This window comes from Streptomyces sp. CB00316, from assembly GCF_001905595.1.
Lineage (GTDB): Bacteria > Actinomycetota > Actinomycetes > Streptomycetales > Streptomycetaceae > Streptomyces.
In genome coordinates, this window is sequence record NZ_LIXI01000003.1 from 496,072 (window position 1) to 522,311 (window position 26,240).

The following is a 26,240-nucleotide window of genomic DNA, read 5'->3' on the forward strand; positions in this document are numbered from 1 at the left end:
CATGAAAGCAGCGGTCGTACGGGAATTCGGTCAGCCCTTGGTCATCGAGGAGCGCCCCGACCCCGAGCCCGGCCCCGGACAGGTCCGTGTCCGCGTGGAGGCGTCAGGGCTGTGCCACACCGACATCCACGCCGCGCACGGCGACTGGCCCGTCAAGCCCACCCCGCCGTTCGTGCCCGGTCACGAAGGTGTCGGCCTCGTGGAGAAGCTCGGCGAGGGTGTCACCCATCTCGCCGTCGGTGAAAGGGTCGCCGTGCCGTGGCTCGGCAGCGCGTGCGGGCGGTGCGAGCACTGCCTGTCGGGGTGGGAGACGCTGTGCGAGAGCCAGGTCAACACCGGTTACGGCTGCGACGGCGGATACGCCGAGAAGATGCTGGCCTGGGCCGACTTCGCCCAGCTGGTGCCCGAGGGCGTCAGCGCCATCGACGCGGCCCCGCTGACGTGCGCGGGCGTCACCACCTACAAGGCCCTGAAGGTCGCCGGCGTCCGGCCCTCACAGCTGGTCGCCATCTCCGGCGTGGGCGGTCTCGGCCATCTGGCGGTGCAGTACGCGAAGATCGCCGGTGCCACCGTCGCCGCCATCGACGTCACCGACGAGAAGCTGGAACTCGCCCGGGAACTGGGCGCCGACATCCTCATCGACGCCCGTACCCAGGACGTCGGGGCGGAGTTGAAGCGGCACGGCGGCGCCCACGCCGCCCTCGCTCTCGCCGTCAGTCCGGCCGCCTTCGAAGCCGTCAACGCGGGTCTGCGGCGCGGCGGGAAGCTCGTCATGGTGGCCCTGCCCGCGCACGGCACCATCCAGGTGCCCATCTTCGACACCGTGCTGAACGGCACGTCGGTGATCGGCTCCATCGTCGGCACCCGCCAGGATCTCGCGGAGGTCTTCCAGCTCCACGCGGACGGCCGGACGAAGGTCATCCAGGAGACCCGCCCGCTCTCCGCCGTCAACGAATCGATCGACGAGGTCCTGCGCGGCCAGGTCAAGGCCCGCATCGTCTTCGACCTCGGCGCGGGAGGCTGAGAGCGATGAACCTGCCCCTGGTCGTCGGCGTCGACGGCTCCGAGGCCAGCCTGCGGGCCGTCGACTGGGCGGCCGACGAGGCCGCCCTGCGCCGGGCGCCCCTGCGCATCGTGTACGCCTCCCTGTGGGAGCGCTACGAGGGGCCCGCACTCGCGCGCGAAATCGGCAGCTCGTCCGGCCGTGTCGCCGCGGAGGACATCCTCGCGGCTGCGGCCCTGCGGGCGCTGCGTCATCATGCCGAGCTGCACGTGACGACCGACGACGTGCTGGAGGAGCCTGAGCACGCCCTCGTGCGCGAAAGCCGCGACGCGTCCGCCCTGGTCGTAGGCACTCGTGGACGCAGCGGTCTCGCAGATCTGCTTCTGGGCTCCGTCAGCCTGACCGTGGCCGCACAAGCGGACTGCCCGGTCGTCGTGATCCGTGGCAACCACGGCAACCGCGCTGTCGGCCGAGGTCAGGACCACATCGTCGTCGGAGTGGCCGACGCGCCGACAGCGGCAGTGCGCTTCGCCTACGCGGAGGCGAAGCGGCGCGATGTCGCGTTGGAGGCGGTACGGGCGTGGCGGTGCCCCATGCACGAGACGGTCGACCACCCTCTGCTCACGGGTGATCCCGAGCGCGTGTACGAGGAACGGGCGGCCAGGGAGCTGGAGCAAGCCCTCGCCGACGCTCCCGTGGAGGTTCGGCTGCGGCGGCGCACGGTGGAGGGCCCCGCCCGCAGGGTCCTGCTGGCCGCTTCGCGAGACGCCGGCCTCCTCATCGTGGGCCGGCGGCGTCCCGGCCGGCTGGGGCCTCATCTGGGACGGGTCGCCCACACGGTCCTGCACCACTCCGGCTGCCCTGTCGTGGTCGTGCCCGAACGGGAGTGAAGGCACACGCTCCGACGCCGGACGACGGGCGGACCGGCTCCTGCCGGGCGGTGGGGTACCCCCCTTCGCGACACATCTCGGGGATGCGGATGGCGCTGGGCTCCGAGCGGGGCAGGGGCGAGCTGCGGGGCACGGGGGCTCCGGGCTCGCCGGTGAGTGCGGCGCGGGCGGTGTCAGGTGGGACCGTCGATCTGTTTGTGCGTCAGCTGAGGTGGTCCGCCGGTCGACCGGCGGACCACCTCAGCTGACGCGTGGAGCGCGACACGGCCGACAGCGTGCGAAGGGCGTGCCCACGGCCGAATTCGCCGCGGCGGCGGCCCGTTCCGAGCGGCCGGGCCGCCCAGCCCTGGCCCGCTCCGTCGCAGGCTCGCGGGGTGTCCTCCTGGGCTGCACGCCGCCCCCGTGCGTGGGGCGTGGTGCCGTCCGGCCTCTGGCGGATCAGGACACGGGCGCGCGGCGGCGCGGTGAGTGCCTCGCACCGGACGGGCGTCGTCCGGTGAAGCGGGTGATGACGGGGCCGACCACGGCGAGCAGGAGGACATAGGCGGCGACGAGGGCGCCGAGCCGGTCATGACCGGTGCCCATGAGGCCGATGATGACGATGGAGAACTCGCCCCGGGCGATGAGCGCGGTACCCGCCCGCAGCCGTCCTCGGCGTCCCACTCCTTCGCGGCGCGCCGCGTACCACCCGGACGCCACCTTCGTCGCGGCGGTCACCACGGCCAGGAGCAGGGCGACCGGAAGCACCGGCAGCAGCGAGTCCGGTGGGATCGACAGGCCGATGGCGAGAAAGAACACCGCGGCGAACAGGTCTCGCAGCGGGCTCAGTACCTTCCGTGCCCGGTCGGCCGCTTCGCCCGTGAGGGAGAGCCCGATCAGGAAGGCGCCGACCGCCGCCGAGACGTGGACGGCCTCCGCGAGGGCCGCCACGACCAGCGTCACGCCGAGGACGCGCAACAGCAGCTGCTCCGCGTCGGGGTGCGACAGCAGTCGCCCCAGGTGATGCCCCCACCAGTAGGACATGGCGAGCGCCACCGCGACGGCGCCCAGGGCGAGCAGCACTCCCAGCAGGGCCTGCTGCCACGTCCCTCCGGCAGCCACCACGGCGAGCAGCGGAAGGTACGCGGCCATCGCGAAGTCCTCCAGCACCAGCACGGACAGCACTGCCGGGGTCTCCCGGTTGCTCATCCTCCGCAGGTCGCCCAGGAGCCGGGCGATGATTCCCGAGGAGGAGATGTAGGTCACCCCGGCGAGCGCCAGGATCCCTCCGGCGTCCAGCCCGAGCAACCATCCCGCCACCGCACCGGGGGTCGCGTTCAGTACGAGATCGACCCATGCCGAGGGCAGGTGGCGGCGCAGACTGACCGTGAACTCCGGCACGGTGAACTCGAGACCGAGTACCAGCAGCAGAAGGACGACGCCGATGCCCGCGCCGGTCTCCACGAAGGAACCGGCTGCCGGGACCGGGGCGATGCCTCCCTCGCCCAGCGCCAGGCCGGCCAGGAGATACAGCGGGACCGGAGACAGCGCGAAGCGCCGCGCCAGCGTGCCGAGCAGGCTCAGGCAGGTGAGGATGATGCCCAGCTCCAGCAGCAGGGCGACCGAGATGTGCATCCGCTCAGCCTCGGACGAGCTGGTCCACTGCGGCGATTCCCTCGCGGGTCCCGATCACCACCAGTACGTCCCCCGCTCTGAGGACCTCCTCCGGACCGGGGGACGGGATGACCTTCTCACCACGGACGATCGCGACGATCGACGCGCCCGTCCGTGTCCGCGCCCTGGATTCTCCCAGCGGGCGGCCGACGAGCGGGGTGCCGGCGACCACCTCTACCTGCCCGGCGCTGAGCCCGGGCACTTCTTTGGTCAGATCCGCGAACCGCTCGGCGATGCGCGGCGCGCCCAGGATCTCGGCGAGGACGTCGGCCTCCTCGCCGGTGAGCCGGAACACGGCCCGTGCCTGATCCGGGTCCTCTTCTCCGTAGACCGCCAGTTCGAAATCGCCCGCGCGTCGTGCGATCACACCGACCTTGTCGCCCTCCAGATTGACGAACTCGTAGAGCAGTCCCACACCCGGCAGTAGCACTTCGTTGACGTCCACCTGCACTCAATCCCGTCCGCCGTGAAATCGCTGTCGTGCGGCTCGGGGCCCGACCGCCGTGCCCTGGGTATTCGGCATCCGAGGGCGGCGGCTCAAGCTCCGGCCTCGGCCGCGGAGGCCCATGGTCGCTCTCGCTTGCGTTGCGCTCGGGTCGGCAGGGCCGGAGGGCCCCGCAAGAAGGGCCGGACGGGCCTCCGGACGACAACTGGCTCCGGCCCGGGCGGCCGGCAGCGGCTGTGTCAAAGGAGTGTGTCAGGCCGGTCGGCCCTGGAAGTGGCCCATACGCCCCATGGCAGGAGGAGCATGTGCGGGGTGGGCTGGGACACGAGAGTCAGGCAGTCCGGACGTAGGAGGCATGATGAGTGGTCTGGTGGTCGTGGGTGTGGACGGGTCGGAGTCGAGTTTCGCCGCGGTGGAGGCGGCGGCTCGGGAGGCGTGGGCGCGGGGGGCAGCGTTGCGGGTGGTGCACGCGCTGGTCTGGCCGGTCACGTACGTCCTTCTTCGCCCGTCTCCGGGGGGCACGTCGCCGTTGGGGCCGCCGCCGATGGACCCGTCCGAGGACGGGCTTCGGAAGATGGCCGGGGGGCTGGTGGCCGAGGCGGTCGGACGTGCGCGGACGGCGGCGCCGGATGTCGAGGTCAGCCACGCCGTGGTGACCGGCGAACCGTTCACCGTTCTGGAGGCGGAGACCCGTGCGGCCGAACTGGTCGTGGTGGGGTCCCGGGGGTCGGGCGGGTTCGTCGGGCTGCTGGCCGGGTCGACGGCGGTGCACCTGGTGGCACACGGGCGGTGTCCGGTGCTGGTGGTTCGCGAGCAGCCCCTCGCGGACGGTCCGGTCGTGCTGGGCGTCGACGGCTCGGCCGCGGGCGAGCCGGCGGTCGACTTCGCCTTCGCCACGGCGGAGCGGCGGAAGGCCCCCCTGGTGGCGCTGCACGCCTGGACGACGTGGAACGCGCCACTGCCCGCTCCGCAGGACGCTTCCGCGCCGTACGCCAACCCACCGGGCGCTCTCGCCGAGGAGGAGGACACGCTGCTGTCCGAGGCGCTCGCGGGCTGCCGGGCACGGTATCCGGACGTGGTGGTGGAGCGCCGGGTGGTGCACGGCCGAACGCGCGAGGCGCTGATCGACGCGAGCCGCTCCGCACAGCTGATGGTGGTCGGCGCTCGAGGGCGCGGAGGGTTCGCCGGACTGCTGCTCGGCTCGGTCAGCCAGGCCCTGCTGCATCACGCCCACTGCCCGGTCGCGGTGGTGCGGGCGGCGGGCACGCGGCACTGACCCCATCCCAACGCGGGCTCGTCGGCGCGTTCTGGGTGCTGACGCGGACTGCCGAAGGGGCGGTGTCGGTGCCGCAGGGCATGCACGTGCGCATGGCGGGGGCGCAGCCCCGTTCAGTCGCGAGGGCTTCAGGGCCGCTCGGGCCGAGTGGTCCTGAAGCCGGCCTGTTGGTCCCTGGGCGCAACGGAGTGGCTGCGCCGAGGATGAGGGGAGGGAGCCGCGCATCGGCGGCGCCCAGGACGGGAGAATGCAATGACTGATCCGGTGATCGTAGGGGTGGACGGATCCGCCTCGAGTCTTGAGGCGGTCGACGCGGCGGCTCGTGAGGCGCGCCTGCGTGAGGCCCCGCTGCGGATCGTGCATGCTTTCGGCCACACGCCCGGCCACCGGCCGGCCGGCGGGCCGCCGTGGAGCCCGGCCGCCCGCGGTCTTGAGCCGATGGTCGAGGGGGCGCTCGCCGCCGCCGAGGAACGGGCGCACGCGGCGGCACCGGGCGTGGTCGTCACTCGGTCGGTGGTGGCCGGGGAGGCGCTGGAGGTGATGGAGATCGAATCGCGGTCGGCGTCCTTGGCCGTCGTCGGCAGCCGGGGGCTGAGCGGGTTCTCGGGATTGCTGCTGGGCTCGACCGCGGTACACCTGGCCGCGCACGGCCGGTGCCCGCTGATGGTGGTGCGAGGTCGACCCGATCCGGCCGGTGCGGTGCTGCTGGCCGTGGACGGCTCCGAGGCCGGTGGGGCTGCGGTGGGGTTCGCGTTCGCCGAGGCCGCTCTGCGCGGGGCGCCGCTGGTGGCCCTGCACGTCTGGAACACCTGGAGCGAGCGCGCCTACAAAGGCCCCGGCGACCCCATCAACGCCATGGTGGTGGATATCGAACGGCTTCGTGAGGCCGAGCAGCGCCTGCTGGACGAGACGGTGGCCGCCTGCCGGAAGAACTTTCCTCAGGTCAGGGTGGAGCGGCGACTGGAGCGCTCCCGTATCCGCCCGGCCCTGATCGAGGCCAGCCGCGACGCCCAGCTGTTGGTCGTCGGCGCCCGGGGACACGGTGGCTTCACCGGCTTGCTGCTCGGGTCGGTCAGCCAGGCCCTGCTGCACCACGCCCACTGCCCCGTCACCGTGGTCCGCGGCCAGGAATGACCGCGCCTCGCTGCCCGGATGGGTCATGGACGCGGTGGTCCCGCAGCCCTCGCCCTACTCGATCCCCCTGATCGGCCGCGTGGCACGTACGGTTGCCCACTCGTGCAAGCACGACTTCCTCGGGTGGGGCGCGGTGCTGTCCCGGCAGGCCCGGTGGGAGCGGCGCTCCGCGCCCACGGTGCGACACGCACCGCGCACGCGCCGCCGTGACCGGACCGGCGAGGCGGGCCGGCGCCACGCCTGCGGCCCGCTCCGCACCGGTTCAGCCGTCCATGGGCTGCCTAGCGGTCGTGTGGAGAGGTCCGGTGGGAGTCCCAGTCAGCACGCCCTCCGGCGCCGAGGACTTCGACGGGGGAGGAGAGTTTGTCGCTGGGCCGGTCCCGCAGCTCGCGGCGGGTGATCCGGGCGACGAGCGCGGGGAACAGGGGACGCAACGGCTGGCACCAGCGGAGCCACGGTGGGCAGTAGATGTTCGGCGCACGGCGTGTGATACCCCGGGTGAGCCACCGGGCGACCTCGTCGGCGGAGTGCACGCGGCGAGCGGGACGGGGCTGGTTGCGCCGCAGAGTCTCCAGGACGGGGTGGTCGTCGATGCCGGTGAGCATGTCCGTACCGGTCCAGTGCAGGTAGGCGATGCCGACCTGGACTCCGTCCGGTTCCAGCTCTCCGCGGAGGGCGAGGGCGAAGGACTCCGCCCCTGCTTTGGAGGCGCAGTAGGCGCTCATCATGGGCGCGGACCCGAACGCCGCGGTGGAGGCGATCTGGAGGAAGTAGCCGCGGCTCGCGGTGAGCTGGGGCAGGAACGCGCGGGCGGTGCCGGCGGAACCGGTGAGGTTGACGTCGATGACCCGTTGCCATAGCTCGGGGGCTGTGCGGTCGAACGGGCCGCTCACGGCGATGCCCGCGTTGGCAACGACCACGGAGGCGGCACCGAGTTCGGCTTCCACGCGACGGGCGGCGTCCGCGAGCGCCCCGCGGTCGGTGATGTCTGCTTCCACGCAGATGCTCCGGCCGGGCAGGGAGTCGGCGACCGCCATCAGCGTCTCCTCTTCCCGTCCGATCAGGGCGACGTGCATGCCGGCCTCGGAGAGGTGCCTGGAGAGCGCCTCACCGATGCCGCGCGCTGCCCCGGTGACGACCGCGACCCGCCCGCGCAGGGGAGGGCCGGGGGTACGCCGGCTCCGGGGCCCGCCAGAGGTGTCACGCATCGTCTCTCCTCGCTTCGGGTCCGAACCTCGCTCACGGTCCGGCTCCCCGACGTGAACGGGTGAGCCGGGTTCCCGGTACGTGCTTCGTGAAACATGCGGAGATGACCGACGGCCTAAGCGCGGCCGGCCGCCGTCGCCCACGTGCCCGGCGTAGCCGCGTGCTGGAGACTGAAGGTGCCCGGCGGCCCCAGGTCTCCGGTGGTCACGTGGGAGAGAGGCAAGGACCCGGTATGTGCCCGACGCAGGATGACGCGGCCGGCCCGCCTCACCACGGCTCCGGTCCGGAGCGGGGCACGGACGGCGCGGACCCCTTCGAGGTCGACGAGGAGGTCCAGCACGCCCTGGACCGGCTCACCCTGCTCATCAACGCGGCTGAGGCCCTTTCCAGCACGCTCGAAGTGGACCAGGGGCTCCGCCGGCTCTGCCGCACGCTCATTCCGGGCCTTGCCGACTGGTGTGCGGTCGACCTGCTCGACGAGCGAGGGCGGCTGCGCAGGCTCGTCGTCGAGCACCGGGACGCCGACGTGACCTCGCCGGGCCTGGACGAGGGGCTGCTGCCCCCGGCCGAGGGCTCGGCGGCCTCGGTCGCCCGCGCGCTGCTGGGCGTGGGGCCCGTACTGCTCACCGACTTTTCCCCGCTGAAGGACGCGGACGACCCCCTGTGCTCCCGGGAGAAGGAACTCTTCGAGCGTCTGGCGGCCGACACGGCGGTCGTCGCCCCGCTGAGAGCCCGGCGTCAGGTGCTCGGTGTGCTGACCCTGGCCCGTACCCGCAGGGAAGCCAGGCTGACCGAGGACGACCTCTCCCTCGTCGAGGATCTCGGCCGCAGGGTGGCGCTGGCCGTCGACAACGCGCGCCTGCACGCGGAGGCGCAGCACACGGCAGAGCGGCTGCAGCGCTCCTTGCTGCCCGACCTGCCCACGGACGGGCCGCTCGATGTGGCGGCCCGCTACCAGCCGGCGAGTGCCACCGCCCGGGTGGGCGGCGACTGGTACGACGCCTTCGTGCTGCCGGACGGCGCCATGACACTGATCATCGGCGATATGGCGGGACATGATCTGCGGGCCGCGGTCATGATGAGCCAGACGCGCAACATGCTCCGAGGCATCGCCTGCGACCGCAAGGAACCGCCCGGCAAGATCCTCGCCCGGCTGGACGCGGCGCACCACATCCTCTACCCCCACCAGACGCTGACCTGCATCTACGCGCTGGTCGAACGGCTGGGCGCGGACGAGCCGTGGCTGCTGCACTACGCGGTCGCGGGCCACCCCGCGCCCCTGCTCGTGACGCACGACGGCGAGACCCGCTTCTTCACGGGCGGCCGCAGCCTCATGCTCGGGGTCGATGCCGAGGTCCATCGCCCCGACGCGACCGACATCCTGCCGCCCAGCTCGACCGTGCTGCTCTACACCGACGGCCTCGTCGAGCGCCGCGAGGAAGACCTGGACCGAGGCTTGGCGCGTCTGAGGCAGCACGCGGCGGCCCTGGCCCGTGAGCCGCTCACGACGTTCTGCGACGAGATCCTGGAAGGCATGGCCGGGGGCGGTTCGGACGACGTCGCTCTGATCGCGGTCCGAACGGCGCCGCCGCACGCCAGGAACGCCGTGGCCACCCCTTGACAGAAGTTCGGATCACGCCTGTACCGCTCCTCCACGACGCCGACGCCGACGCCCCGCGCCGTCGGAACGGTCCCCGAGGAGCGCTCCGCTCAGGGGGAAGCCGAGTGGCGCGAGGCGACCGCGGTGGCGAGCGCGTCGACAGAATCCGGGCAGCAGCGCGAAACCGCCGTGCCGGCCACGTTCGGCGTGGACCGGCACACCGGGCTGCGCGACATCGCCTCGATGTCGCGCAGCCCGGTGCGGGGGGACACCTCCAGCTCACGGGCGAGCGCGGCCGCGGAGAGCCGGCCGCGCCGGCGCGGCAGGACCAGGGAGACCAGTCGATCGGCACGCATGCGAAAACCCTGGAGGAATACATGACATGAGCTGTCGTGATGCGCTGCGGGGCGCAAGGCGTTGAGTTGTGCATGTTCCGGAGGAGGTTCATGCGGGGGAACCGCCCGCCCCCGCCCAGGTCGTCGACCCGGACGGGGGCGTCAGGAGCCGTCGGTCAGCGCGCCGGCCGGAGCTCCAGCGTGCAGCACTTCACGCTGCCGCCGGCCTTGAGGAGTTCGGACAGGTCCACACCGACCGGGCGGAAACCGCGGTCGCGGAGCTGGTCCGCGAGAGCCGTGGCGTTCTGCGGCAGGACCACATTCAGCCCGTCCGACGTGGCGTTCAGCCCGAACACCGCCGCGTCCTCCGCCGAGGCGAGCACGGCGTCCGGGAAGAGGCGTCGCAGAACGGCGAGGCTGCCGGGGGAGAAGGCCCCCGGGTAGTAGGCGACCGTCTTCTCGTCCAGCACGGTGAGGGCCGTGTCCAGGTGGTAGTAGTCGGGGTCCACCAGGGTCAGCCCGATCACCGGGCGGCCGAAGAACTCCTGGGCCTCGTCGTGGGAACGGGGATCGCTGCGGAACCCCGTACCGGCGAGCAGGAGCTCACCCACGAGCAGATAGTCGCCCTCCCCTTCGTTGACGACGCTCGCGGTGCGCAGGTCCGGGAAGCCGTTGTCGTGCAACCAGTCGTGGTAAGCCGGACCCTCGGCGATCCGCTCGGCGTCACGGAATCGGGCCACGAGGGCGCGCCCGTCGACGACTGTGGCGCCGTTGGCGGCGAAGACCATGTCGGGGAGTCCTCGGACGGGTTCGATGGTGTCGACGGTGTGCCCGAGGCTCAGGTAGACCTCGCGCAGTCGCTCCCACTGGGCGATGGCCAGCGGAGTGTCGACAGGCTTCTTCGGGTCCATCCACGGATTGATGGAGTAGACCACGTCGAAGTAGGTGGGCCGGCACATGAGGTAGTGCCGGGCACGTGCGGTACGCATGGGTGAGGGTCCCGATCGTCAGGGGCGGCCGGTGAGATAGCCGCCCATCGAGGTGAAGTACTCGGTCGCGCGAAGTTCGCGGCCGTCCCCGGTCCGTACGCGGGTGATGGCCAGACCGTGGTTGCGGCCGGTTCGGGCATCGGCTCCGGCGACGATCACGACGCCGTCGCCCTCGCGGTAGAAGATCCGGCCCGGGGTGCCGCCGTAGCGGCCCTCGGACACGACAGCGGAGAGGACCTCGAGCCGCTGCCCCTTGTGGAAGGTGAAGGCACTCGGGTACGGAGCGGACTGGGCGCGGATCAGACGCTCCAGGTCCTGCGCCGGCCAGTTCCAGTCGATACGGATGTCCTCCTCGGCCCGCTTGTGGAAGAAGCTGGCCTTCGAGCGGTCCTGCCGGGTGAACTCGGTCTGTCCCGAGGCGATCAGGCCCAGCGCCTCGGTGGTGACCGGGGCGATGAGGTCGACCGTACGGTGGAAGAGGTCGGTGGCCGTGTCCGCCGGTCCGACGGTGACCGACCGCTGGACGACGATGTCGCCCGCGTCCAGCTCCTCGTCCATCAGGTGGGCGGTGACGCCGACTTCCGGCTCACCGTTGATGAGCGCCCAGATCAGCGGCGAGAAGCCCGCGTAGGCGGGCAGCAGGGAGTCGTGGATGTTCAGCGTGCCGTGGACCGGCAGGTTGTAGATCTCCGGCGGCATCCACGTCCGCCAGTTGTTGGCGACGATGATGTCCGGGGCCACCTCCTTGAGGCGGTCCACCAGTTCACCGTCCGGTCGGTTGCGGATGATCACGGGGATCCCGTGCTTCTCCGCCAGATCGGCCACCGAGTCGCTCCAGATCTTCTCGTAGGCGTGCTCGCTTCTCGGGTGCGTCACGACCGTCACCACGTCGTGTTCGGAGTCCAGCAGCGCTTGCAGGGTGCGGTGCCCCCAGGTCTGGTAACCGAACATGACGACCCGCATGGAGGTGCCTCCTTGGAAGAGCGATGACCGGCGCCTCAGTAAAGCAAGCCTTACCTAAGAGCACAACGGCCCATGATTCGCAGCGGGGTTGACGGCCCAGGTCGGCCGGAATCGCACCATGCCGTCGACAGGCAGGGGCCGGCGGGTTAGCTTGGCCCGGCCCGCTCTCCGGCCGTGCGCCGTGGGTCCGACCGCGACGGGGAGGGACCTCCCATGCTCTGTACGAGGCTGACGAACGCCCGCATCCTCACGATGGACCCGCACCACCCCGTCGCTCGCGACCTGGGCATCTGGCGGGGCCGGATCGTCGGCGTGGACGAGGCGGTGACCGTTCTGCCGGCCCGCGAGGTGGTCGATCTCCAGGGCGCCACCGTGCTGCCCGGCTTCATCGACAGCCATGTCCACCTTGCCTGGGCCGGGTTGAAGGCCCGTACGCCGAGCATCGCCCCGTGTGCGCGGATCGAGGACATCCTCGCCGTCGTGGACGAGGCCGCCCGCCGCCCCGCACCACCCGGTGCCTGGCTGGATATCGCCGGTTACGACCAGCGGGCGCTGGGACGCCATCTGACCGCCGCCGAACTGGACCGGGTGAGCCACGGCCGCAAGATCCTCCTGATGCACGACTCCGGACACGCCTGTGTCGTCAACACCGCCGTCCTGGACCTGCTGCCGGCCGAGGTGGAGCACGAGGAGGGCTTCCTCGCCGAGAGCGCCATGACCGCCGCCCGCCGGCTGCGGCTGCCGTACTCCCAGGAGGAGCTCGCCGACGCGATCGAACACGCCGCCCGCGCCTGCCTCGCCGAGGGCGTCACGGCCTGCGCCGAGGCCGGAATCGGCGGCGGGCTGCTGGGCCACAGCCCCGTCGAACTCGGCGCCTACCAACTGCTGCGCGACCAGGGCAGGCTGCCCCTGCGCGTCCAGCTCATGGCCTCCGGAGACACTCTTCGTACCCGTGCGGCCCACCCCGGCGACGGATTCACCCAGGCCCTGGACCTGGGCCTGCGTACCGGGTTCGGCGACGACTGGCTCTCCCTGGGTGCCCTGAAGATCTACACCGACGGCGGCATGATGGCGCGCACGGCCGCGCTCACCTCCCCGTACGAAGGGACGGGCGACACCGGCCGGTTCCAGGACGACCCCGACCGGCTCACCCGCCTCATCGTGGACGGCCACCTCGCCGGCTGGCAGCTCGCCGTCCACGCGATCGGGGACCGCGCCGCCGACCTCGCCCTGGACGCCCTGGAACGCGCCCAGAAGGTCAAGCCCCGGCCCGACGCGCGCCACCGCATCGAACACGCCGGACTCATCCGCCCCGACCAGCTGCCCCGCTTCGCCGCGCTCGGAGTGAGCGCGGTGATCCAGCCCAACTTCCTGCGGTACTTCGGCGACGACTACGCGACGGTGATGGGGGAGCGGCGGGCCGACTGGATGTACCGCGGCCAGGGGTTCCTGGACCACGGCGTCACCCTCGTCGGTTCCTCCGACCGGCCCGTCACCGACGGTTCCCCGCTGCGGGCGATCCAGTTCATGGTCGAGAGGGTCTCCGCGTCGGGCCGGATCATCGGTGGGGACGAGGCGGTCGGCGTCGGCGAGGCCGTCCGCGCCTACACGGTCGCCGGCGCCCACGCCTGCCGCTGGGACGACACGGCGGGCACCCTCTCCCCGGGCAAGCGCGCCGACTTGGTGGTCCTCGGCGACGACCCGCACCGCGTCGACCCTACGCGGATCGGGGACATCGAGATCGTGACGACGTACGTGGACGGCCGGGACGCCCGGGAGGCCCTGCGCGCCTGAGGTGCCGGGACGCGGGTTGCAGTCCCGTTCTCCCGCCATGAGATCAGGGAATCAACTCCTTTTTCGTGTTATTCAGGGTGAATGGGGACATCGGCCCCGTAGGTTGGGGAGAAACGCCACTCGACTGGCGTCCTATGTCCCCCGACACCGCAGCCGGACGAGCGCCGGGCCGCCGTGTTCCACCGGTCGCCCGGCGCCCCGCGCGCCGCTGTTCACGAACGAGGAAAGGCAGGGCAGGTGAACGTGCTTGGGATCATCGCCTCCGGTGTGGCCGCGCTGTTCATCACGGTCGTACTCGCCAAGGGTGTCCGCCGTACGGCGCTCCGCTCCGGCATCGGCCGTGAGCCGGGCGCGCGCCCCTCGCGTGCCGGGGTGGTGCGCAGACTGGGCGGCGCGACGGTCGTCATCGGCGTCGGTACGGCTGCCGCCGCCGGCTCGGGACTCGGAGCGGCCGGCGACGGGGGAAGGGCCGTCACCGGGCTGCTGGCCGGGGCCGGAATCGTCGCCGCCCTCGGGCTCGTCCACGATGTGCGGCCGCTCGGCGTCCCCCTGCGGGTGGCGGTCCAGACGGCCGCCGCCACGCTCGCCGTGTGCCTGGTCGGTCTGTCGCCGGTGGCGGGCGTCCTGGCCGTGATCTGGATCGTCCTCGTCACCCAGGCCTTCTCCCTCCTCGACACCTCCGACGGAGCCCTGGCGACCGTCGGCGGCGTCACCGCCGCCGGGCTGCTCGCCTGCGCGGCCGTCGACGGCCGGTCCGGGCTCGCCCTGGTGCCCGCCACCCTGCTCGCCGGGCTCATCGGCTTCCTGCTGCACAACTGGCACCCCGCGCGCCTCCGTCCCGGCGCCTCCGCCTCCCTCTTCACCGGCTTCGTCCTCGCCTCCTCCGGCGCGCTGATCCATGCGGCGGCACCGCCGGAACGCGCCGCCTGGGCCGCGCTGCCCGTCCTCGCTACCGTCGCCCTCGCCGACACCGCCCTCGTCCTGATCTCCCGCCGCCGCGCCTCGCGCCCCCTGCTCCAGGACGGCGGCGACCACATCACGCACCGTCTGCGCCGGGTCCGCGTCACCGTGCCCGGGACGGCCGTCGTCCTCGGCCTGTGGGCGGGTGCGGCGGTGGCGACCGGCACGTCGGTGTACGCGGGGGTGCTGCACCCCGCCCTCGCCCTCGTACCGCCGGCGGGCAGCGCCCTGGCCGTCCTCGCCCTGCTGAGGATCCCGGCGTACGCGGCTCCGCCCAGGACCGCCACCCGCCGCCCGGCCCCCGGCACCCCTGCGCGCACCGCACCGCCCACGCCACCCGCACCGGCAGCCGCCGAGCCGGCCAGGACGCCCGCCGGCCGCCCCACCGTGCCCCCGCCGCCCACCGGCCGCCCCACCGTCGGCCTCACCGCCGACCGGAGCTGACCCGGAGGCGGCGGCCGGCGCTCCTCACGCCCGCCGCCGAGCCACCGTTGCCCGGGCCGCCGTCCGCGCGTACGGGAACACCATCAGGAACGGCGCCCACGGCCAGGTGTGGCGCAGGCAGTACACCCACCACTGGCGCGGCGGCAGTTCCCGCACGGAGGTCACCCGGCGCAGCGCCTCGCGCACCCCGATCCCCGGCTCCCTGGAGCCGGGGACGTCCGGCCCCTCCGCGCACACGCCGACGGGCCACGGGGCGACGAACGCGGGCACCCCGGCCCGCCGGGCGCGGAACCCGTGGTCGTAGTCGCCCATCCGGTGGCGGAAGACCTTGTCGAGGTCCCCGACCAGGTCGTACGCGGCCCGCGAGAGCAGCACCACCCGGCCGTCGTACGTGTCGCACGGCTCGGGTTGCTCCCCGCCGGGCTCCACGAGCACGAGGGACCGGCCGCGCCGCCCCGAGTACACCGTGGCCCCGTCCGGGTCCCGGACCGCCCCGACGACGACCGCCCCGGTCCCGACCGCGTCCGCGGCGCCCATGAGCCGGGCGAGGGCGTCCGGGTACAGCTCGACCCCGTCGTCGAGCCACAGCTGGTGCGTCCACCGGTGGCTCGGGCCGCCGGGTCTGCCGCTGTGCGAACCGCCTCCGCCTCCGCCGCTGCGGCTGTTGCGGCTGGCGATGCGCATCGCCTGGTTACGGGGGACGTCCGCGCCCACCGACATCACCTCGACGGACGGATGGAGGAGGCGGACGGCCTCCGGAGTACCGTCGGTGGAGCCCGCGTCCACCAGGTGCACACCCAGCGTGGCGTGGGCCGGAAGACCCTGCTGGCTCTCCAGGGCGCTCAGCGCCGACAGGGTCCTCGCACGCCGGTTGTGACTCGTCATCAGCACGGCCAGGTGGACGGAGTGCACGGCGAAGCTCCTCACTGCACGGATCTCATCATTCATGCATAAAAGCTGATAATCCGCATAGGCTGAGTGAGTGATCGCCCCACCGATGGAGTACCCGTTTCCCCCGGAGCCCGGCCCCATGTCCCCGAGCCGGACCCGGCGTGCGGTGCGCGTGGTGGCGTTCGTGCTGGCCGCGCTGAGCGTGCTGACGGTGGCGCTCACCTCGACGGTCCGCGCCACCGTCCTGTCGCCGGGCTACTACCGGTCGGTCCTGGACGAGGAGTCGGCGTACGACCGCCTCTACAGCGAGGTGCTCGTCGACCCCGCGATCGCCCCGGTCACCCGCGACCTCCTCGCCCACCTGCCCGTGCCCGAGGCGCTCGTGACCTCCAACATCAAGGTCGTCCTGCCCCCGGAGACCGTCCGCTCCCTGACCGACCAGCAGATCCGCGCGCTCACCGACTACCTGCACGGCGACACCGACGAACTGCGGCTGAACGTCGACATCGACCCGGTGCTGCGGAACCTGGCCGACCTCGCCCGTATCTACTTCGGTGACCTGGTGGCCGGCCTCCAGGACCAGGAGGAACCGGACTTCGCCCGGTTCGCCGCCGACCTCACCGCGGCGCTCGAAGCCCTCAGGGAGGGCCGCGCGCCCACCCTGCCCGCCCTGCCGCTCACCGACGACCAGGCGGCCCGTGCCACCGACGCCCTGCTGAGGCTGGTGCCCGAGCGGGACCGGACGGAGCTGCGCCGCGATCTGGAGGCAGCCCTGGGGAGGGGCGACGTATCGACCGCGCTGGCGACGACCGCGGCCGCAGCACTCGCCGACGGGTCACGGACCGCCGCCGCCGACCTTCGCACCACGCTCCAAGGAGGTACGTGGGACCTCACCGCGACCCTGACGGCGGCGGGTAACGACCTCGACGCCCTGGAGCAGGCGCGCGAGCGGGTCCAATGGCTGACGTACCTCCAGATCCTCGCCACCGTCCTCGCCCTGGCCTCCCTCGCGGTGCTCTGGGCCACCGGCCCTCGTGCGTCCGCCCGGCGGCTGATGGTGCTGGGGCAGGCGGTCGCCTGCGGCGGGATCCTCGCGGCGACGGCCGTCCTGCTGACCCGGTGGGTCACCGGGGGCCGGTTCCTCACCATCCCGGCCTCCTGGCCGCCGAGCGTCACCGCCCTCGTCGAGGACCTCCAGCGCAATGCCGCGGACCAGGCCGTGGCCACCGGGCTGACCGCCGCCCTCACGGCCCTCGTCGGCGGTACCCTCCTCACCGCCACCGGCTGGGCCTTCCTGGTGCGCCCGCGCACGCTCCCCACACCCACCGCCGTACGGGGCGTGGCCGTCGGCGTGACCTGCGCCGCGCTGGCGGGCGCCCTGCTCGTCCCGCCCGTGCTCGCCCCGTCCGCGCCCCGCCGCTGCCAGGGCAGCACCGAACTCTGCGAGCTGCGGTACGACGAGGTGGCCCACCTCACGGCCCACAACGCCATGGCCACCACCGCCGACCGGTTCATCGGCCCCCTCCAGGACCCCGACATCACGACCCAGCTCGACACCGGGGTCCGGGCGCTCCAACTGGACACGTACCACTGGGAGAGCCCGCAGGACATCGCCGCCCGGCTCGACGACCCCGAGTTCACCCCCGAGCAGCGCCGGCTGATCTCCGCCGCGATCGACAAGGCCAACCCGCCGCGCGAGGGCCTCTGGCTCTGCCACAGCGTCTGCCGGGCCGGCGCGATCGAACTGGGCCCGGCCCTGGAGGACATCGGCGCCTGGCTGCGCGCCCACCCCACCGAGATCGTGACGCTGATCGTGCAGGACGACATCGACGCCGAGGAGACCGCGGAGGCGTTCCGCCGGGCGGGGCTCGACGACCTGCTCCACACTCCGTCCGAGGACCCCGACGAGCCGTGGCCCACGCTGGAGGAGATGATCGACAGCGGCCGACGACTGGTGGTGTTCGCCGAGAAGGCGGACGGCCCGGCGCCCTGGTACCGCAACTTCTACCGGTACGGCATGGAGACACCGTTCGCCTTCCGCAGCCCCGACGAGATGAGCTGCGCACCGAACCGCGGCGGCACCGGCAAACGCCTCTTCCTGCTCAACCACTTCGTCACCGACGGCGGCGGCAGCCGGCTGGACGCGGGCCGGATCAACTCCCGTGACTGGCTGCTGGAGCGGGCCCGGGACTGCGAGGCCCAGCGTGGCAGCCCGGTGAACTTCGTCGCGGTCGACTACACGACCGTCGGCGACGCGCTCGGGGCGGTGCAGGAACTGAACAACCGCCGTGCACAGGAGCGCCGCTGACCCCGCCGCTGACTCCGCCGCGGCTCCGGGCGAGCGGGCTGACGGGCTTGCGGACGAACCCCGGGGCGGCTGTCGGAGGCTCATGAGAGGCTACGTTCCCAGCGGCTCCGCACCCCTGCGGACGGAGTCGGATGACGGCCGACAGAACGGGGAACCAGCGCACATGACCGCTCCGAGCGATCCCACACCGCCCAGTGTCCCTTCAGCCGTTCCGTCGCCCGGCGGCGCTCCCGGCCCGCGCGGGACCGGACGCCTGCTGGCCGTGAGCGACCTCCATGCGGCGGTCACCGACAACCGGCCCATCGTCGAGTCCCTCCACCCCACGTCCGACGCGGACTGGCTCATCGTCGCGGGCGACGTGGCGGAGCGCCCCGACGACATCCGGTGGGCGCTCGGCCTCCTCGCGGAGCGTTTCGCCCAGGTGATATGGACGCCCGGCAACCACGAACTGTGGACCCTGGACAAGGATCCGGTACGGCTGCGCGGCCAGGCCCGGTACGAGCACCTCGTCGAGCTCTGCCGCGAGCTCGGCGTGACCACACCCGAGGACCCGTTCCCGCTGTGGCCGGGCCCCGAGGGGCCGGTGGCGATCGCCCCGCTGTTCCTCCTGTACGACTACACCTTCCGGGCCCCGGGGACGCACACGAAGGAGGAGTCGCTGGCGGTCGCCCACGAGTCCGGCATCGTCTGCAACGACGAATACCTCCTCCACCCCGACCCGTACCCGACCCGCGACGACTGGTGCCGGGCGCGGGTCGCGGAGACGGAGCGCAGGCTCGCCGCGCACGACCCGGAGATCCCGCTCGTCCTCGCCGGGCACTGGCCGCTGGTCCGCCAACCCACGTCGGTGATGTGGTACCCGGAGTTCGCCCAGTGGTGCGGCACCGAACTGACCGCCGACTGGCACCGCCGGTTCAACGTCACGGCCGTCGTCTACGGGCACCTCCACATCCCCCGTACGACCTGGTACGACGACGTGCGCTTCGAGGAGGTCTCGATCGGCTACCCGAGGGAGTGGCGCGAACGGGGCCACCCGCGCGGTCTCCTGCGCCAGATCCTCCCGTACGAGCCGGAGTCCGCGCCCTCCGCCCGTACCGGCACCGCCACCTCCGGAGGCTCCCGGTGATCGAGAGTCTGCTGCCCGCGTACGTCTCCTGCGCCGCGACACGTGAGGAGAGCGTGCCGGACGGAACCCTGTTCCCCGAGGAGGAGGCGCTGGTCGCCCGGAGCGTGCCCAAACGCCGGAACGACTTCGCGACCGCGCGGGCCTGCGCGCGGCGGGCCATGGGCCGGCTCGGGCTGGAACCCGTCGCCGTACTCCACGGCAAGCGCGGCATGCCCTTGTGGCCCGAGGGGATCGTCGGCAGCCTCACGCACTGCGACGGGTACCGGGCCGCGGCGCTGGCGCGCGCGGGAGACGTGCTGTCGCTCGGTGTCGACGCCGAGCCGCACGCCCCGCTGCCGGAGGGCGTGGGGGAGTTGGTGGTGCGCCCCTCGGAACGCGAACGGTTCCCAGGCCCACGGGCTGGGGAGGCGGGCGGGATCCACTGGGACCGGCTGCTGTTCAGCGCCAAGGAGAGCGTGTTCAAGACCTGGTATCCGCTCACCCTGACCGAGCTGGACTTCGACGAGGCGGACCTGACCTTCCACCGGGACGACCACCGGGCGGCGGGCGGCACCTTCACCGCCCGGCTGCTGCGCACCGATCCGGCCCTGCCGCCGGTGCTGGACGGGAAGTGGCGCGTGGAGGACGGCATCGTGGCCACGGCGGTGCTGCTGCGGCCCGACCGGCGGGCGGAGGGCTTCTCTCAGTCCTCCTGAAGGGCGGCTCTCAGGAATCCTGAGGGGCGGCGGGCGATTCCTGAGGGGCGGCGAGCGGCCGACCCAGCCGGACGTTCCACCGGCCCGACCGGCCGCTGAGCTCCGTGAGGACCAGCGGCGCGACGTCGAGCCGCCAGAACGCCTCCACCGGCAGCGCCAGAGCGTGCACGACGGCGGCCCGGACCACCGCGGGCTCGGCGACCGCGAGGACGCTCCCGTCCCCGGCGCCGGGCCCGTCCACGCCGCCGGTCCCGTCCAGCCAGCCGCCCACCCGCTCCACCAGCGCCCGCAGCGACTCGCCCCCGTGCGGAGCCGCCGACGGGTCGCCGATCCAGGCTGCCACAGCGGCGGGTTCGGCGGCGCCCACCTCGTCGAGGCGGCGGCCGCTCCAGCGTCCGAGGTCCCAGCCGGTGAGCGCCGGTTCGGCGCGAGCGGAGAGACCGAGGGTGGCGGCGGTCCCGAGGCACCACGTGGAAGGGCCGCTCAGCACCGTGCCGGACCTCGGCACGGCGGCAGCCGCCGCCCGCGCGCTCCGCTCGCCGGCCCGGTCCAGCGGGGCATCGCCGTCGAAACGTGCCTCCCGCAGCGCCGCGTTCATCGACGGTGACACCAACATCACCCGTACTGTCATGTTCCTGCCTCAAGTTGTTCCGTGAAGGCCCCAACGCCCTTGACCGACAGACGATTCGGGGCCCGAAGCTCCGCAGACTGCACCATGGCGGTGCCCGCGTACAGACGGTAGGGTCACGTCGACCATGACGATGGTGTGTAGGAAGCCCGGTGAGAATCCGGCACGGTCGCGCCACTGTGTACCCGTACCTGTGCGGGAAGTCAGACCCAGCACCTTCGTCGGACGTACCACGACAGGGACGCGTGTTCCCACAGGAGGTTCCGCCATGGCGCAGTCCGCCGCTCCCGCAACCGGGGCACCCGCCAGCACCCCGATCTCGGCCAAGGCCCTTGCCCCCTGGGCGGTCTTCGTCGGCATCCTGGCGCTCGTACTGCTGTACTTCGTCGGCGCCGAACAGGGCGCCACCGCCCTCATCTCGGGCGAGGGCGTCCACGAATGGGTCCACGACGGCCGTCACCTGCTCGGCTTCCCCTGCCACTGAGCCACCCGCGACATCCGGTTCGGCGAAGGAACAAGGGAAACAGGGAAAGTCGTGAACTCCATATCTGTCAGAGCCCTGCTCGTGCGCGGCATGATCGCGGGCGTGATCGCGGGTGCGCTGGCCCTCGCCGTGGCGTACTTCCTCGGCGAGTCCCAGGTGGACGCCGCCATCGCCATCGAAGAGGCGCACAGCCACGCCGCCCACGGCGGCGGTGGCGGCGGCGAGGAAGAGGAACTGGTCAGCCGCACCCTGCAGGCCACCGGCGGCCTCGCCACCGCACTCCTGGTCTTCGGCGTCGCGGTGGGCGGCATCGCCGCCCTCGTGTTCGCGTACGCGCTCGGCCGCATCGGCGACTTCGGCCCGCGGGCCACCGCCGCGCTGATCGCGGGAGCGGCCCTCCTCACCGTCTACGTGGTGCCGTTCCTGAAGTACCCGGCGAACCCGCCGGCCGTCGGCAACCCCGACACCATCGGGAAGCGCACCACCCTGTTCTTCCTGATGGTCGCGCTCAGCCTGCTGCTGGCCGTCGCCGCCGTGATCATCGGCAAGCGGCTCGCACCGGGCCTGGGCAACTGGAACGCGACCATCGCGGCGGCCGCGGGCTTCGTCCTGGCGATCGGCCTCGCCTACGCCTTCCTGCCCTCGTTCGACGAGGTCGGCAAGGACTTCCCGGCCGGCCTGCTGTGGAAGTTCCGGCTCTCCACGCTCGCCGTCCAGACCACGTTCTGGGCCGGGTTCGGCCTGATCTTCGGCTACTCCACGGAGCGGCTGCTGGCCTCCGTGAACGGTGCCGACGTGCCCCGCGTGGCGACGCCCGCGGGCTGACCGCCCGCGCTCCGTGCAGAACCCGCCGGGGTGTATCCGGCGGGTTCTGTCGTTTCCGGGGGGAGGGGGAGCGGTGTTACGGCCCCGACGGCCCGGCGCAGGGAGCGGGGCCCAGCACCGCGGCGGCGGCGCTGATGAAGGAGTGGCTCGACCGGGTCGCGAACACCGGCCCGGGGACTGAGGCCGCCCGCCCGTCCGTCAGGATGCCGTGGGGGAGGGGCCGTCGCGGTCGCGCAGCTCGTCCTCCATGCGGCGGGCGGTGTTCTCGACGATGGCCCCGAGGTCGTCGCGCACCTGGTGTTCCTTGCTCCCGTACGGGCCGTACGTGGTCACCGAGAGCAGGAGGTCCCCGTTCCACAGGAGGAGCGTGCGGCCGGGGCGGCCCTGGTCGCCGGCCGGTTTCACGTACGCGGCGTCGTGTACCCGCCGCGTCCAGCGCCCGTGCGCCCGGTCGAGGTCTTCCTTGACGCGGTACGCGTGGTGGGCGGGACCGACGTCCTCGTACACGGCGGCGGTCGTGCTGAGCTCCCACAACGTCCCGTCCGGGCCCGCGAGATCGGCCAGGCAGCCCGTCTTCCGGTAGCGGGGCCGGGCGCCGTTCTCCCCGATGTCCTCCCGGGCGTCGGGGTCGGCGGAATCGGTGGTCGAGCCGATGGTGAACCCCTGGGCGAGCGGCGCGCCCGTGAGCAGTTCGCACGGGCTGCCGGTCCAGCTGTGCATCCCCGGTGCGCGGGCGGCGGGCTTCCCCGGGGCTCCGGCTGCCTCCTGGGCGCCCCCGGAGCAACCGGACACGGCCACCGCCGCCGACGCGATGAGCGCGGCCACCCGCGCCCGGCCTAACTCCGCACCCCTGGATCTGCGCATCCCCCGACCCTTCGTCCCGGAAAGCTCATTATCGGCGGCTCGCACCGGCTGGTAAAGGAGGACGGGGCCGCACCGCTCCGGTGCGCCCCCGTCCTCCCGTGCGGGTCGACGGCGGTCCCGGTCAGCTCTCCCGCGGCCCGAAGTCGCCTTCGAGCGCGGCGGCCATCCGCAGCTGCGTCGCCGCCTCGGCCTGCAGCCCCTGGCGCTCCAGCGTCCGGCCCAGCATGAGGCGCGCGTAACTCTCCACCGGGTCGAGCTCCAGGACCGCCCGCAGCTCCTCCTCGGCCCGGCCGAGCCGGGCGGAGTGGTAGAAGGACCGGGCCAGCAGCAGCCGCGGCGCGACCTGCTCCGGGGCCTCCTCGACGAGCCCGCCCAGGATCCGTGCGGCCGTGAGGTACTCCTTGGCCTCGAAGAACATCTGCGCCCGGTCCCACCGGTCGGCGGCCGTGCCGAACTCGTAGTAGGCCTCGTTCACGCGTCCTCCTCGTCATCGTGCAGGCCACTCGCTCGGGGCCGAACCGCCGAGCTCCCGTCCCGCCATCCGTTCAGCCGTGACAACACGCATACTGGTTGAACATTCCACTAAATCTTTGGCGTGGGTGCCGCCGCTCCACGCCCCCTCGGGAATAGGTTGAGCGCCATGAGCAATCTCGATCGCCAGGCCACTCCCTCCGTCTGTGGAGGGCGAGGCTTCGTCGTCGCCGAGCCGGTCCGTGAACTCCTCAACCCTCGCCGCGTACCGCTCGGCGAGTCCACCGAGGTGCGCCGCCTGCTGCCCAACCTGGGCCGCCGCATGGTCGGCGCGTGGGCGTTCGTCGACCACTACGGGCCGGACGACATCGCGGACGAGCCCGGTATGCAGGTGCCGCCCCACCCGCACATGGGCCTGCAGACCGTCAGCTGGCTCCACGACGGCGAGGTCCTGCACCGCGACAGCCTGGGCAGTCTGCAGACCGTACGCCCCCGCGAGCTGGGCCTCATGACGTCGGGCCGAGCCATCAGCCACTCCGAGGAGAGCCCCAAGCCGCACGCCAGGTTCCTCCACGGGGCCCAGCTCTGGGTGGCCCTCCCTGACGCCCACCGCAACGTGGAGCCGCACTTCCAGCACCACACCGACCTCCCCGCCGTGACCGCCCCCGGCCTCACCGCCACCGTGATCCTCGGCGAACTGGACGGCGCGGCCTCACCCGGCACCTCCTACACCCCGATCGTCGGCGCCGACGTCACCCTGACCGAGGACGCCGAAGCCCGCCTCCCACTGGACCCGGACTTCGAGTACGCGGTCCTGTCGATGTCGGGAGAGGCCGAGGTCGACGGCGTACCCGTGCTGCCCGGCTCGATGCTCTACCTCGGCTGCGGCCGCACGGAACTGCCGCTGCGCGCCCTCTCCGACGCCGGGCTGATGCTCCTGGGCGGCGAGCCGTTCGAGGAGGAGATCGTGATGTTCTGGAACTGGATCGGACGGTCCCAAGAAGATATCGCACAGGCCCGCGACGACTGGATGAACGGGACCAGGTTTGGTGCGGTGCGGGGCTACGACGGCGCTCCGCTTCCGGCGCCCGAGCTGCCCGCGACGCCGCTGAAGCCGCGGGGGAGGGTGCGCTGAGCTGAGGTGATCGTCCGATCGGGCCTCAGGCCGGTCGGAGTGGTGAAAGCGTCGTCCTTGTTCGACTCGTAGCTGCGTGCTTGGCCCGAGGGGTCTGCTGCGGATCCTGGGCGCGACTCCCCCGTGAGGCAGGGTGTGGCGACGTCTGGTGGGACCGGTGCTGCCCGCCGACACGATGGTCCGGGCCACCGAAATGCCCGGCACCACCCACAACTTGCGGCCCAGGTCGCAGAGGATGAGGAGAGGTACCGGTGGGAAGTGTGTGGATGTACGCGCCTGACAGCGGGTACGGGGCCCGCCAGTCGATGGTGGGGTTCACGGTGGAGGCCGCTGACGGAATCATCGGGCATGTGGACCGGCAGCAGGACCAGCCCGGCATGCAGCACTTGGTGGTCGACACCGGCGTGTGGAAGTTCGGCAGGAGCGTTCTGATCCCGGCCGGCGCTGTCGCTTCCATCGACACCGTGGCGCAGAAGGTGGAAGTCGCATCGTCCCGCGAGGAGATCAAGGCGGCTCCGCGCTTCACCACCGACAGCGAGACGGCCGACTCCGGCTATCTGTCCGAGGTCGGTGACTACTACCTGTCCCTGCGCCCCTGAGGGCGACGTCGACCTCCGGCTGGAAGCCGACGACCGGAACCGGGCCCGCGACCGACATCCGTCCGGCCACGCCGCGCGGCTCCCGGTGCCGGGCCGGGTCTCACCGGCGTCGGTGCCGCCCTGGCCGGCGTGCCATGCGGTGTCGTTGAGCGCGCCGAGCCGGATCGACACATTCCCCGGATGATCAGCATCGGGGGCAGGGCCACCGGGTCGAGTCGGGGAGACGGTCGAGGCCTCGGAGCGGGGGGCGCGTGACACTCCCGAGTGGACTTTGGTGCCCGTTCCGGCTGCGCCTTCCAGATCGCCTTCGAAGGCCGCCTGACCTCGCCCAACAACTGACCATCCAACAACCAGGATCAGCCGTTGAATTGACGCACCCCTGAACTAGGCCCCGGGGGTTGCTGCGCTCGTTGTGGCGGTGGTGTCCACGAAATGCTGCTTGTGGTCGATCGGTGCTCCGGTGCGCTCGGTTTCGTCCCGCACGAGCAGGGAGAGCAGTGAGGCCACGGGCAGGCCGGCTTCGGCAGGATGGCGCAGCACCTTGTCCGGATCGATGCGGTAGGTGTTCGTGCGACCTTCACGGGTGTGTGACAGGTACCCGTCCTGCTCCAGGTCGGAGATGATCCTCGATACGGCACGCTCGGTGAGCCGGCAGTGAGCGGCGATCTCGCGGATGCGGATCTTCGGGTTGTCGGTGATGGCGGCCAGCACGCGCGCGTGGCTGGTGATGAACGTCCATCCGGTGTGGGACTCAGGTACTGCGGCCATGTTCAGCATTTTAGAGGACGTCGGTTGCCTGAAGCGCGTTGCATGACATATTTTTCCGGTAATCGATGACGTGCTCCCGCGCGGGAGAATCTGAGAAGGAGCCCGGGGTGTTCTGGAATGAGACCGCCTTGTCGATGTGCACGAGCAGCACCGGCGCTATGTCGCCCCTGGAGTCGGCCACTGTGGACGCCTCGTACGGTCCCGAGGTGCGGCAGTACGAGTACCGCGGGGCCTGGGTGATCGTCGCTGCCGGCGCGTACGACATGGGCTCGATCACTCCGCTGCGCCAGGCGCTGCACACCGCAGCCAGGCAGTACCCGAAGGTTGTCCTCGAGGCCTCCGCCGTCACCTTCGCCGACTCGACGTTCCTGAACCTGCTGATCCTCACCAACGAGATCGGGACGTTGCGCGTCGTCGCCCCCTCAGTGCAGGTACGACGCCTCTGCGAGATCACCGGTGTCGACAGCGTCTTGGAGGTGCGGCAGACGATCGAGGACGCGGCCTCCTCGTAACCGCACTGCGCTGCGGCAGCGCCACCAGGGATGCCGATGCCGGGACAGGCCCGCTGCGCCGGGCTCCGCCGGGTCCCGAGGATGCAGGGCGTACGGGTCTCGCCTCCGCACGGCTGGTCCTCGCTCTGAAGCCGACGTTCCATCCTTCGCATGGGGGCCCTTGCTGGTATGCCCCAGGATCCCGTGTCGTAAGGTCCTTCGTCGCGGTCGCCCACCGTCGGCAACGGATCTCACCGAACGCG

Annotated in this window: 25 protein-coding genes and 1 pseudogene; 15 read left to right on the top strand and 11 right to left on the bottom strand. The window is 72.2% G+C overall.

Annotated elements, in window-relative coordinates:
* The first annotated feature begins 1 nt into the window (after window position 1).
* Complete coding sequence (gene adhP / locus AMK21_RS10225; RefSeq protein ID WP_073876407.1) at window positions 2-1,024, top strand: alcohol dehydrogenase AdhP; 1,023 nt, start codon at window positions 2-4, stop codon at window positions 1,022-1,024.
* 5 nt (window positions 1,025-1,029) lie between these two features.
* The gene (locus tag AMK21_RS10230) at window positions 1,030-1,893 is read left to right on the top strand and encodes a universal stress protein (RefSeq protein WP_073876409.1); all 864 of its coding nucleotides are present in this window, start codon (window positions 1,030-1,032) and stop codon (window positions 1,891-1,893) included.
* A 438-nt stretch (window positions 1,894-2,331) separates the two neighbouring features.
* Here the strand turns inward: AMK21_RS10230 and AMK21_RS10235 are convergent, their stop codons facing one another.
* Both AMK21_RS10235 and AMK21_RS10240 read right to left on the bottom strand, forming a co-directional pair.
* Window positions 2,332-3,507, bottom strand: coding sequence for a cation:proton antiporter (locus tag AMK21_RS10235; protein WP_073876411.1), 1,176 nt, complete (start codon window positions 3,505-3,507; stop codon window positions 2,332-2,334).
* A gap of 4 nt (window positions 3,508-3,511) precedes the next feature.
* Window positions 3,512-3,991: a cation:proton antiporter regulatory subunit gene (locus AMK21_RS10240; RefSeq protein ID WP_073876782.1), complete on the bottom strand. Its 480-nt coding sequence runs from the start codon at window positions 3,989-3,991 to the stop codon at window positions 3,512-3,514.
* A gap of 358 nt (window positions 3,992-4,349) precedes the next feature.
* Between AMK21_RS10240 and AMK21_RS10245 the strand changes: the two genes are divergently transcribed.
* The gene (locus tag AMK21_RS10245) at window positions 4,350-5,267 is read left to right on the top strand and encodes a universal stress protein (RefSeq protein ID WP_073876784.1); all 918 of its coding nucleotides are present in this window, start codon (window positions 4,350-4,352) and stop codon (window positions 5,265-5,267) included.
* Window positions 5,268-5,519: 252 nt separating this feature from the next.
* The gene (locus AMK21_RS10250) at window positions 5,520-6,401 is read left to right on the top strand and encodes a universal stress protein (protein WP_073876413.1); all 882 of its coding nucleotides are present in this window, start codon (window positions 5,520-5,522) and stop codon (window positions 6,399-6,401) included.
* A gap of 281 nt (window positions 6,402-6,682) precedes the next feature.
* On the opposite strand, the gene AMK21_RS10255 is transcribed toward AMK21_RS10250, so the two are convergent.
* Window positions 6,683-7,609: an SDR family oxidoreductase gene (locus AMK21_RS10255; RefSeq protein ID WP_073876415.1), complete on the bottom strand. Its 927-nt coding sequence runs from the start codon at window positions 7,607-7,609 to the stop codon at window positions 6,683-6,685.
* 230 nt (window positions 7,610-7,839) lie between these two features.
* Here AMK21_RS10255 and AMK21_RS10260 point away from each other — a divergent pair, with 230 nt between their 5' ends.
* Window positions 7,840-9,228, top strand: coding sequence for a PP2C family protein-serine/threonine phosphatase (locus tag AMK21_RS10260; RefSeq protein WP_073876417.1), 1,389 nt, complete (start codon window positions 7,840-7,842; stop codon window positions 9,226-9,228).
* 137 nt (window positions 9,229-9,365) lie between these two features.
* Here the strand turns inward: AMK21_RS10260 and AMK21_RS10265 are convergent.
* The 3 genes and pseudogenes from AMK21_RS10265 to AMK21_RS10275 all read right to left on the bottom strand — a co-directional run.
* Window positions 9,366-9,563 (bottom strand): annotated as a pseudogene (locus tag AMK21_RS10265) (helix-turn-helix transcriptional regulator); the annotation flags it as partial.
* Between the two features lie 155 nt (window positions 9,564-9,718).
* The gene (gene ddaH / locus AMK21_RS10270) at window positions 9,719-10,531 is read right to left on the bottom strand and encodes a dimethylargininase (protein WP_073876419.1); all 813 of its coding nucleotides are present in this window, start codon (window positions 10,529-10,531) and stop codon (window positions 9,719-9,721) included.
* An 18-nt stretch (window positions 10,532-10,549) separates the two neighbouring features.
* Window positions 10,550-11,494 carry a methionyl-tRNA formyltransferase gene (locus AMK21_RS10275; protein WP_073876421.1) on the bottom strand — a complete coding sequence of 315 codons (945 nt, stop codon included), beginning with the start codon at window positions 11,492-11,494 and terminating at the stop codon, window positions 10,550-10,552.
* 213 nt (window positions 11,495-11,707) lie between these two features.
* On the opposite strand from AMK21_RS10275, the gene AMK21_RS10280 reads away from it, so the two are divergent.
* Both AMK21_RS10280 and AMK21_RS10285 read left to right on the top strand, forming a co-directional pair.
* Window positions 11,708-13,288, top strand: coding sequence for an amidohydrolase (locus tag AMK21_RS10280; protein ID WP_073876423.1), 1,581 nt, complete (start codon window positions 11,708-11,710; stop codon window positions 13,286-13,288).
* Window positions 13,289-13,525: 237 nt separating this feature from the next.
* Window positions 13,526-14,692 carry an MraY family glycosyltransferase gene (locus AMK21_RS10285; RefSeq protein WP_073876425.1) on the top strand — a complete coding sequence of 389 codons (1,167 nt, stop codon included), beginning with the start codon at window positions 13,526-13,528 and terminating at the stop codon, window positions 14,690-14,692.
* Between the two features lie 24 nt (window positions 14,693-14,716).
* Here AMK21_RS10285 and AMK21_RS10290 read toward each other — a convergent pair whose 3' ends face one another.
* Window positions 14,717-15,604 (bottom strand): glycosyltransferase family 2 protein, encoded by an 888-nt coding sequence (locus AMK21_RS10290; RefSeq protein WP_073876427.1) that lies wholly within the window; start codon window positions 15,602-15,604, stop codon window positions 14,717-14,719.
* A gap of 118 nt (window positions 15,605-15,722) precedes the next feature.
* On the opposite strand from AMK21_RS10290, the gene AMK21_RS10295 reads away from it, so the two are divergent.
* From AMK21_RS10295 to AMK21_RS10305, 3 genes are all read left to right on the top strand, one after another.
* On the top strand, window positions 15,723-17,891 hold the full coding sequence (locus AMK21_RS10295; protein ID WP_199863152.1) for a hypothetical protein: 2,169 nt from the start codon (window positions 15,723-15,725) through the stop codon (window positions 17,889-17,891).
* Window positions 17,892-18,054: 163 nt separating this feature from the next.
* Window positions 18,055-19,017, top strand: coding sequence for a metallophosphoesterase family protein (locus AMK21_RS10300; RefSeq protein ID WP_073876431.1), 963 nt, complete (start codon window positions 18,055-18,057; stop codon window positions 19,015-19,017).
* A complete protein-coding gene (locus tag AMK21_RS10305) occupies window positions 19,014-19,712 on the top strand; it encodes a 4'-phosphopantetheinyl transferase family protein (RefSeq protein ID WP_073876433.1) in 699 nt (232 codons plus the stop codon). Before AMK21_RS10300 ends, AMK21_RS10305 begins: the two co-directional genes overlap by 4 nt.
* A 10-nt stretch (window positions 19,713-19,722) precedes the next feature.
* Here the strand turns inward: AMK21_RS10305 and AMK21_RS10310 are convergent, their stop codons facing one another.
* Window positions 19,723-20,343, bottom strand: coding sequence for a histidine phosphatase family protein (locus tag AMK21_RS10310; RefSeq protein WP_073876435.1), 621 nt, complete (start codon window positions 20,341-20,343; stop codon window positions 19,723-19,725).
* A 265-nt stretch (window positions 20,344-20,608) separates the two neighbouring features.
* On the opposite strand from AMK21_RS10310, the gene AMK21_RS10315 reads away from it, so the two are divergent.
* Window positions 20,609-20,824, top strand: coding sequence for a CbtB domain-containing protein (locus AMK21_RS10315; RefSeq protein ID WP_073876437.1), 216 nt, complete (start codon window positions 20,609-20,611; stop codon window positions 20,822-20,824).
* 51 nt (window positions 20,825-20,875) lie between these two features.
* Window positions 20,876-21,649 carry a CbtA family protein gene (locus tag AMK21_RS10320; RefSeq protein ID WP_073876439.1) on the top strand — a complete coding sequence of 258 codons (774 nt, stop codon included), beginning with the start codon at window positions 20,876-20,878 and terminating at the stop codon, window positions 21,647-21,649.
* Window positions 21,650-21,847: 198 nt separating this feature from the next.
* Here AMK21_RS10320 and AMK21_RS10325 read toward each other — a convergent pair whose 3' ends face one another.
* Both AMK21_RS10325 and AMK21_RS10330 read right to left on the bottom strand, forming a co-directional pair.
* Complete coding sequence (locus AMK21_RS10325; RefSeq protein WP_073876441.1) at window positions 21,848-22,513, bottom strand: hypothetical protein; 666 nt, start codon at window positions 22,511-22,513, stop codon at window positions 21,848-21,850.
* A gap of 121 nt (window positions 22,514-22,634) precedes the next feature.
* Window positions 22,635-22,988 (bottom strand): tetratricopeptide repeat protein, encoded by a 354-nt coding sequence (locus AMK21_RS10330; protein WP_073876443.1) that lies wholly within the window; start codon window positions 22,986-22,988, stop codon window positions 22,635-22,637.
* A 165-nt stretch (window positions 22,989-23,153) separates the two neighbouring features.
* On the opposite strand from AMK21_RS10330, the gene AMK21_RS10335 reads away from it, so the two are divergent.
* Together AMK21_RS10335 and AMK21_RS10340 are read left to right on the top strand one after the other, a co-directional pair.
* Window positions 23,154-24,119 (top strand): pirin family protein, encoded by a 966-nt coding sequence (locus AMK21_RS10335; protein WP_073876445.1) that lies wholly within the window; start codon window positions 23,154-23,156, stop codon window positions 24,117-24,119.
* 251 nt (window positions 24,120-24,370) lie between these two features.
* Entirely contained in the window at window positions 24,371-24,718 is a 348-nt protein-coding gene (locus AMK21_RS10340; protein WP_073876447.1) for a hypothetical protein, read from the top strand.
* Window positions 24,719-25,102: 384 nt separating this feature from the next.
* Here the strand turns inward: AMK21_RS10340 and AMK21_RS10345 are convergent, their stop codons facing one another.
* Window positions 25,103-25,486 (bottom strand): helix-turn-helix transcriptional regulator, encoded by a 384-nt coding sequence (locus AMK21_RS10345; RefSeq protein WP_073876787.1) that lies wholly within the window; start codon window positions 25,484-25,486, stop codon window positions 25,103-25,105.
* A 107-nt stretch (window positions 25,487-25,593) separates the two neighbouring features.
* On the opposite strand from AMK21_RS10345, the gene AMK21_RS10350 reads away from it, so the two are divergent.
* Window positions 25,594-25,998, top strand: coding sequence for an STAS domain-containing protein (locus tag AMK21_RS10350; RefSeq protein ID WP_234421882.1), 405 nt, complete (start codon window positions 25,594-25,596; stop codon window positions 25,996-25,998).
* Window positions 25,999-26,240: the final 242 nt, after the last annotated feature.

What these genes read in the sequence shown, in the direction of transcription:
- adhP (WP_073876407.1), top strand. Translation starts at nt 2, where the DNA reads ATGAAAGCAGCGGTCGTACGGGAATTCGGTCAGCCCTTGGTCATCGAG.
- AMK21_RS10230 (WP_073876409.1), top strand. Translation starts at nt 1,030, where the DNA reads ATGAACCTGCCCCTGGTCGTCGGCGTCGACGGCTCCGAGGCCAGCCTG.
- AMK21_RS10235 (WP_073876411.1), bottom strand. Translation starts at nt 3,507, where the DNA reads ATGCACATCTCGGTCGCCCTGCTGCTGGAGCTGGGCATCATCCTCACC.
- AMK21_RS10245 (WP_073876784.1), top strand. Translation starts at nt 4,350, where the DNA reads ATGAGTGGTCTGGTGGTCGTGGGTGTGGACGGGTCGGAGTCGAGTTTC.
- AMK21_RS10250 (WP_073876413.1), top strand. Translation starts at nt 5,520, where the DNA reads ATGACTGATCCGGTGATCGTAGGGGTGGACGGATCCGCCTCGAGTCTT.
- AMK21_RS10255 (WP_073876415.1), bottom strand. Translation starts at nt 7,609, where the DNA reads ATGCGTGACACCTCTGGCGGGCCCCGGAGCCGGCGTACCCCCGGCCCT.
- AMK21_RS10260 (WP_073876417.1), top strand. Translation starts at nt 7,840, where the DNA reads ATGTGCCCGACGCAGGATGACGCGGCCGGCCCGCCTCACCACGGCTCC.
- ddaH (WP_073876419.1), bottom strand. Translation starts at nt 10,531, where the DNA reads ATGCGTACCGCACGTGCCCGGCACTACCTCATGTGCCGGCCCACCTAC.
- AMK21_RS10275 (WP_073876421.1), bottom strand. Translation starts at nt 11,494, where the DNA reads ATGCGGGTCGTCATGTTCGGTTACCAGACCTGGGGGCACCGCACCCTG.
- AMK21_RS10280 (WP_073876423.1), top strand. Translation starts at nt 11,708, where the DNA reads ATGCTCTGTACGAGGCTGACGAACGCCCGCATCCTCACGATGGACCCG.
- AMK21_RS10295 (WP_199863152.1), top strand. Translation starts at nt 15,723, where the DNA reads ATGTCCCCGAGCCGGACCCGGCGTGCGGTGCGCGTGGTGGCGTTCGTG.
- AMK21_RS10300 (WP_073876431.1), top strand. Translation starts at nt 18,055, where the DNA reads ATGACCGCTCCGAGCGATCCCACACCGCCCAGTGTCCCTTCAGCCGTT.
- AMK21_RS10310 (WP_073876435.1), bottom strand. Translation starts at nt 20,343, where the DNA reads ATGACAGTACGGGTGATGTTGGTGTCACCGTCGATGAACGCGGCGCTG.
- AMK21_RS10315 (WP_073876437.1), top strand. Translation starts at nt 20,609, where the DNA reads ATGGCGCAGTCCGCCGCTCCCGCAACCGGGGCACCCGCCAGCACCCCG.
- AMK21_RS10325 (WP_073876441.1), bottom strand. Translation starts at nt 22,513, where the DNA reads ATGCGCAGATCCAGGGGTGCGGAGTTAGGCCGGGCGCGGGTGGCCGCG.
- AMK21_RS10335 (WP_073876445.1), top strand. Translation starts at nt 23,154, where the DNA reads ATGAGCAATCTCGATCGCCAGGCCACTCCCTCCGTCTGTGGAGGGCGA.
- AMK21_RS10345 (WP_073876787.1), bottom strand. Translation starts at nt 25,486, where the DNA reads ATGGCCGCAGTACCTGAGTCCCACACCGGATGGACGTTCATCACCAGC.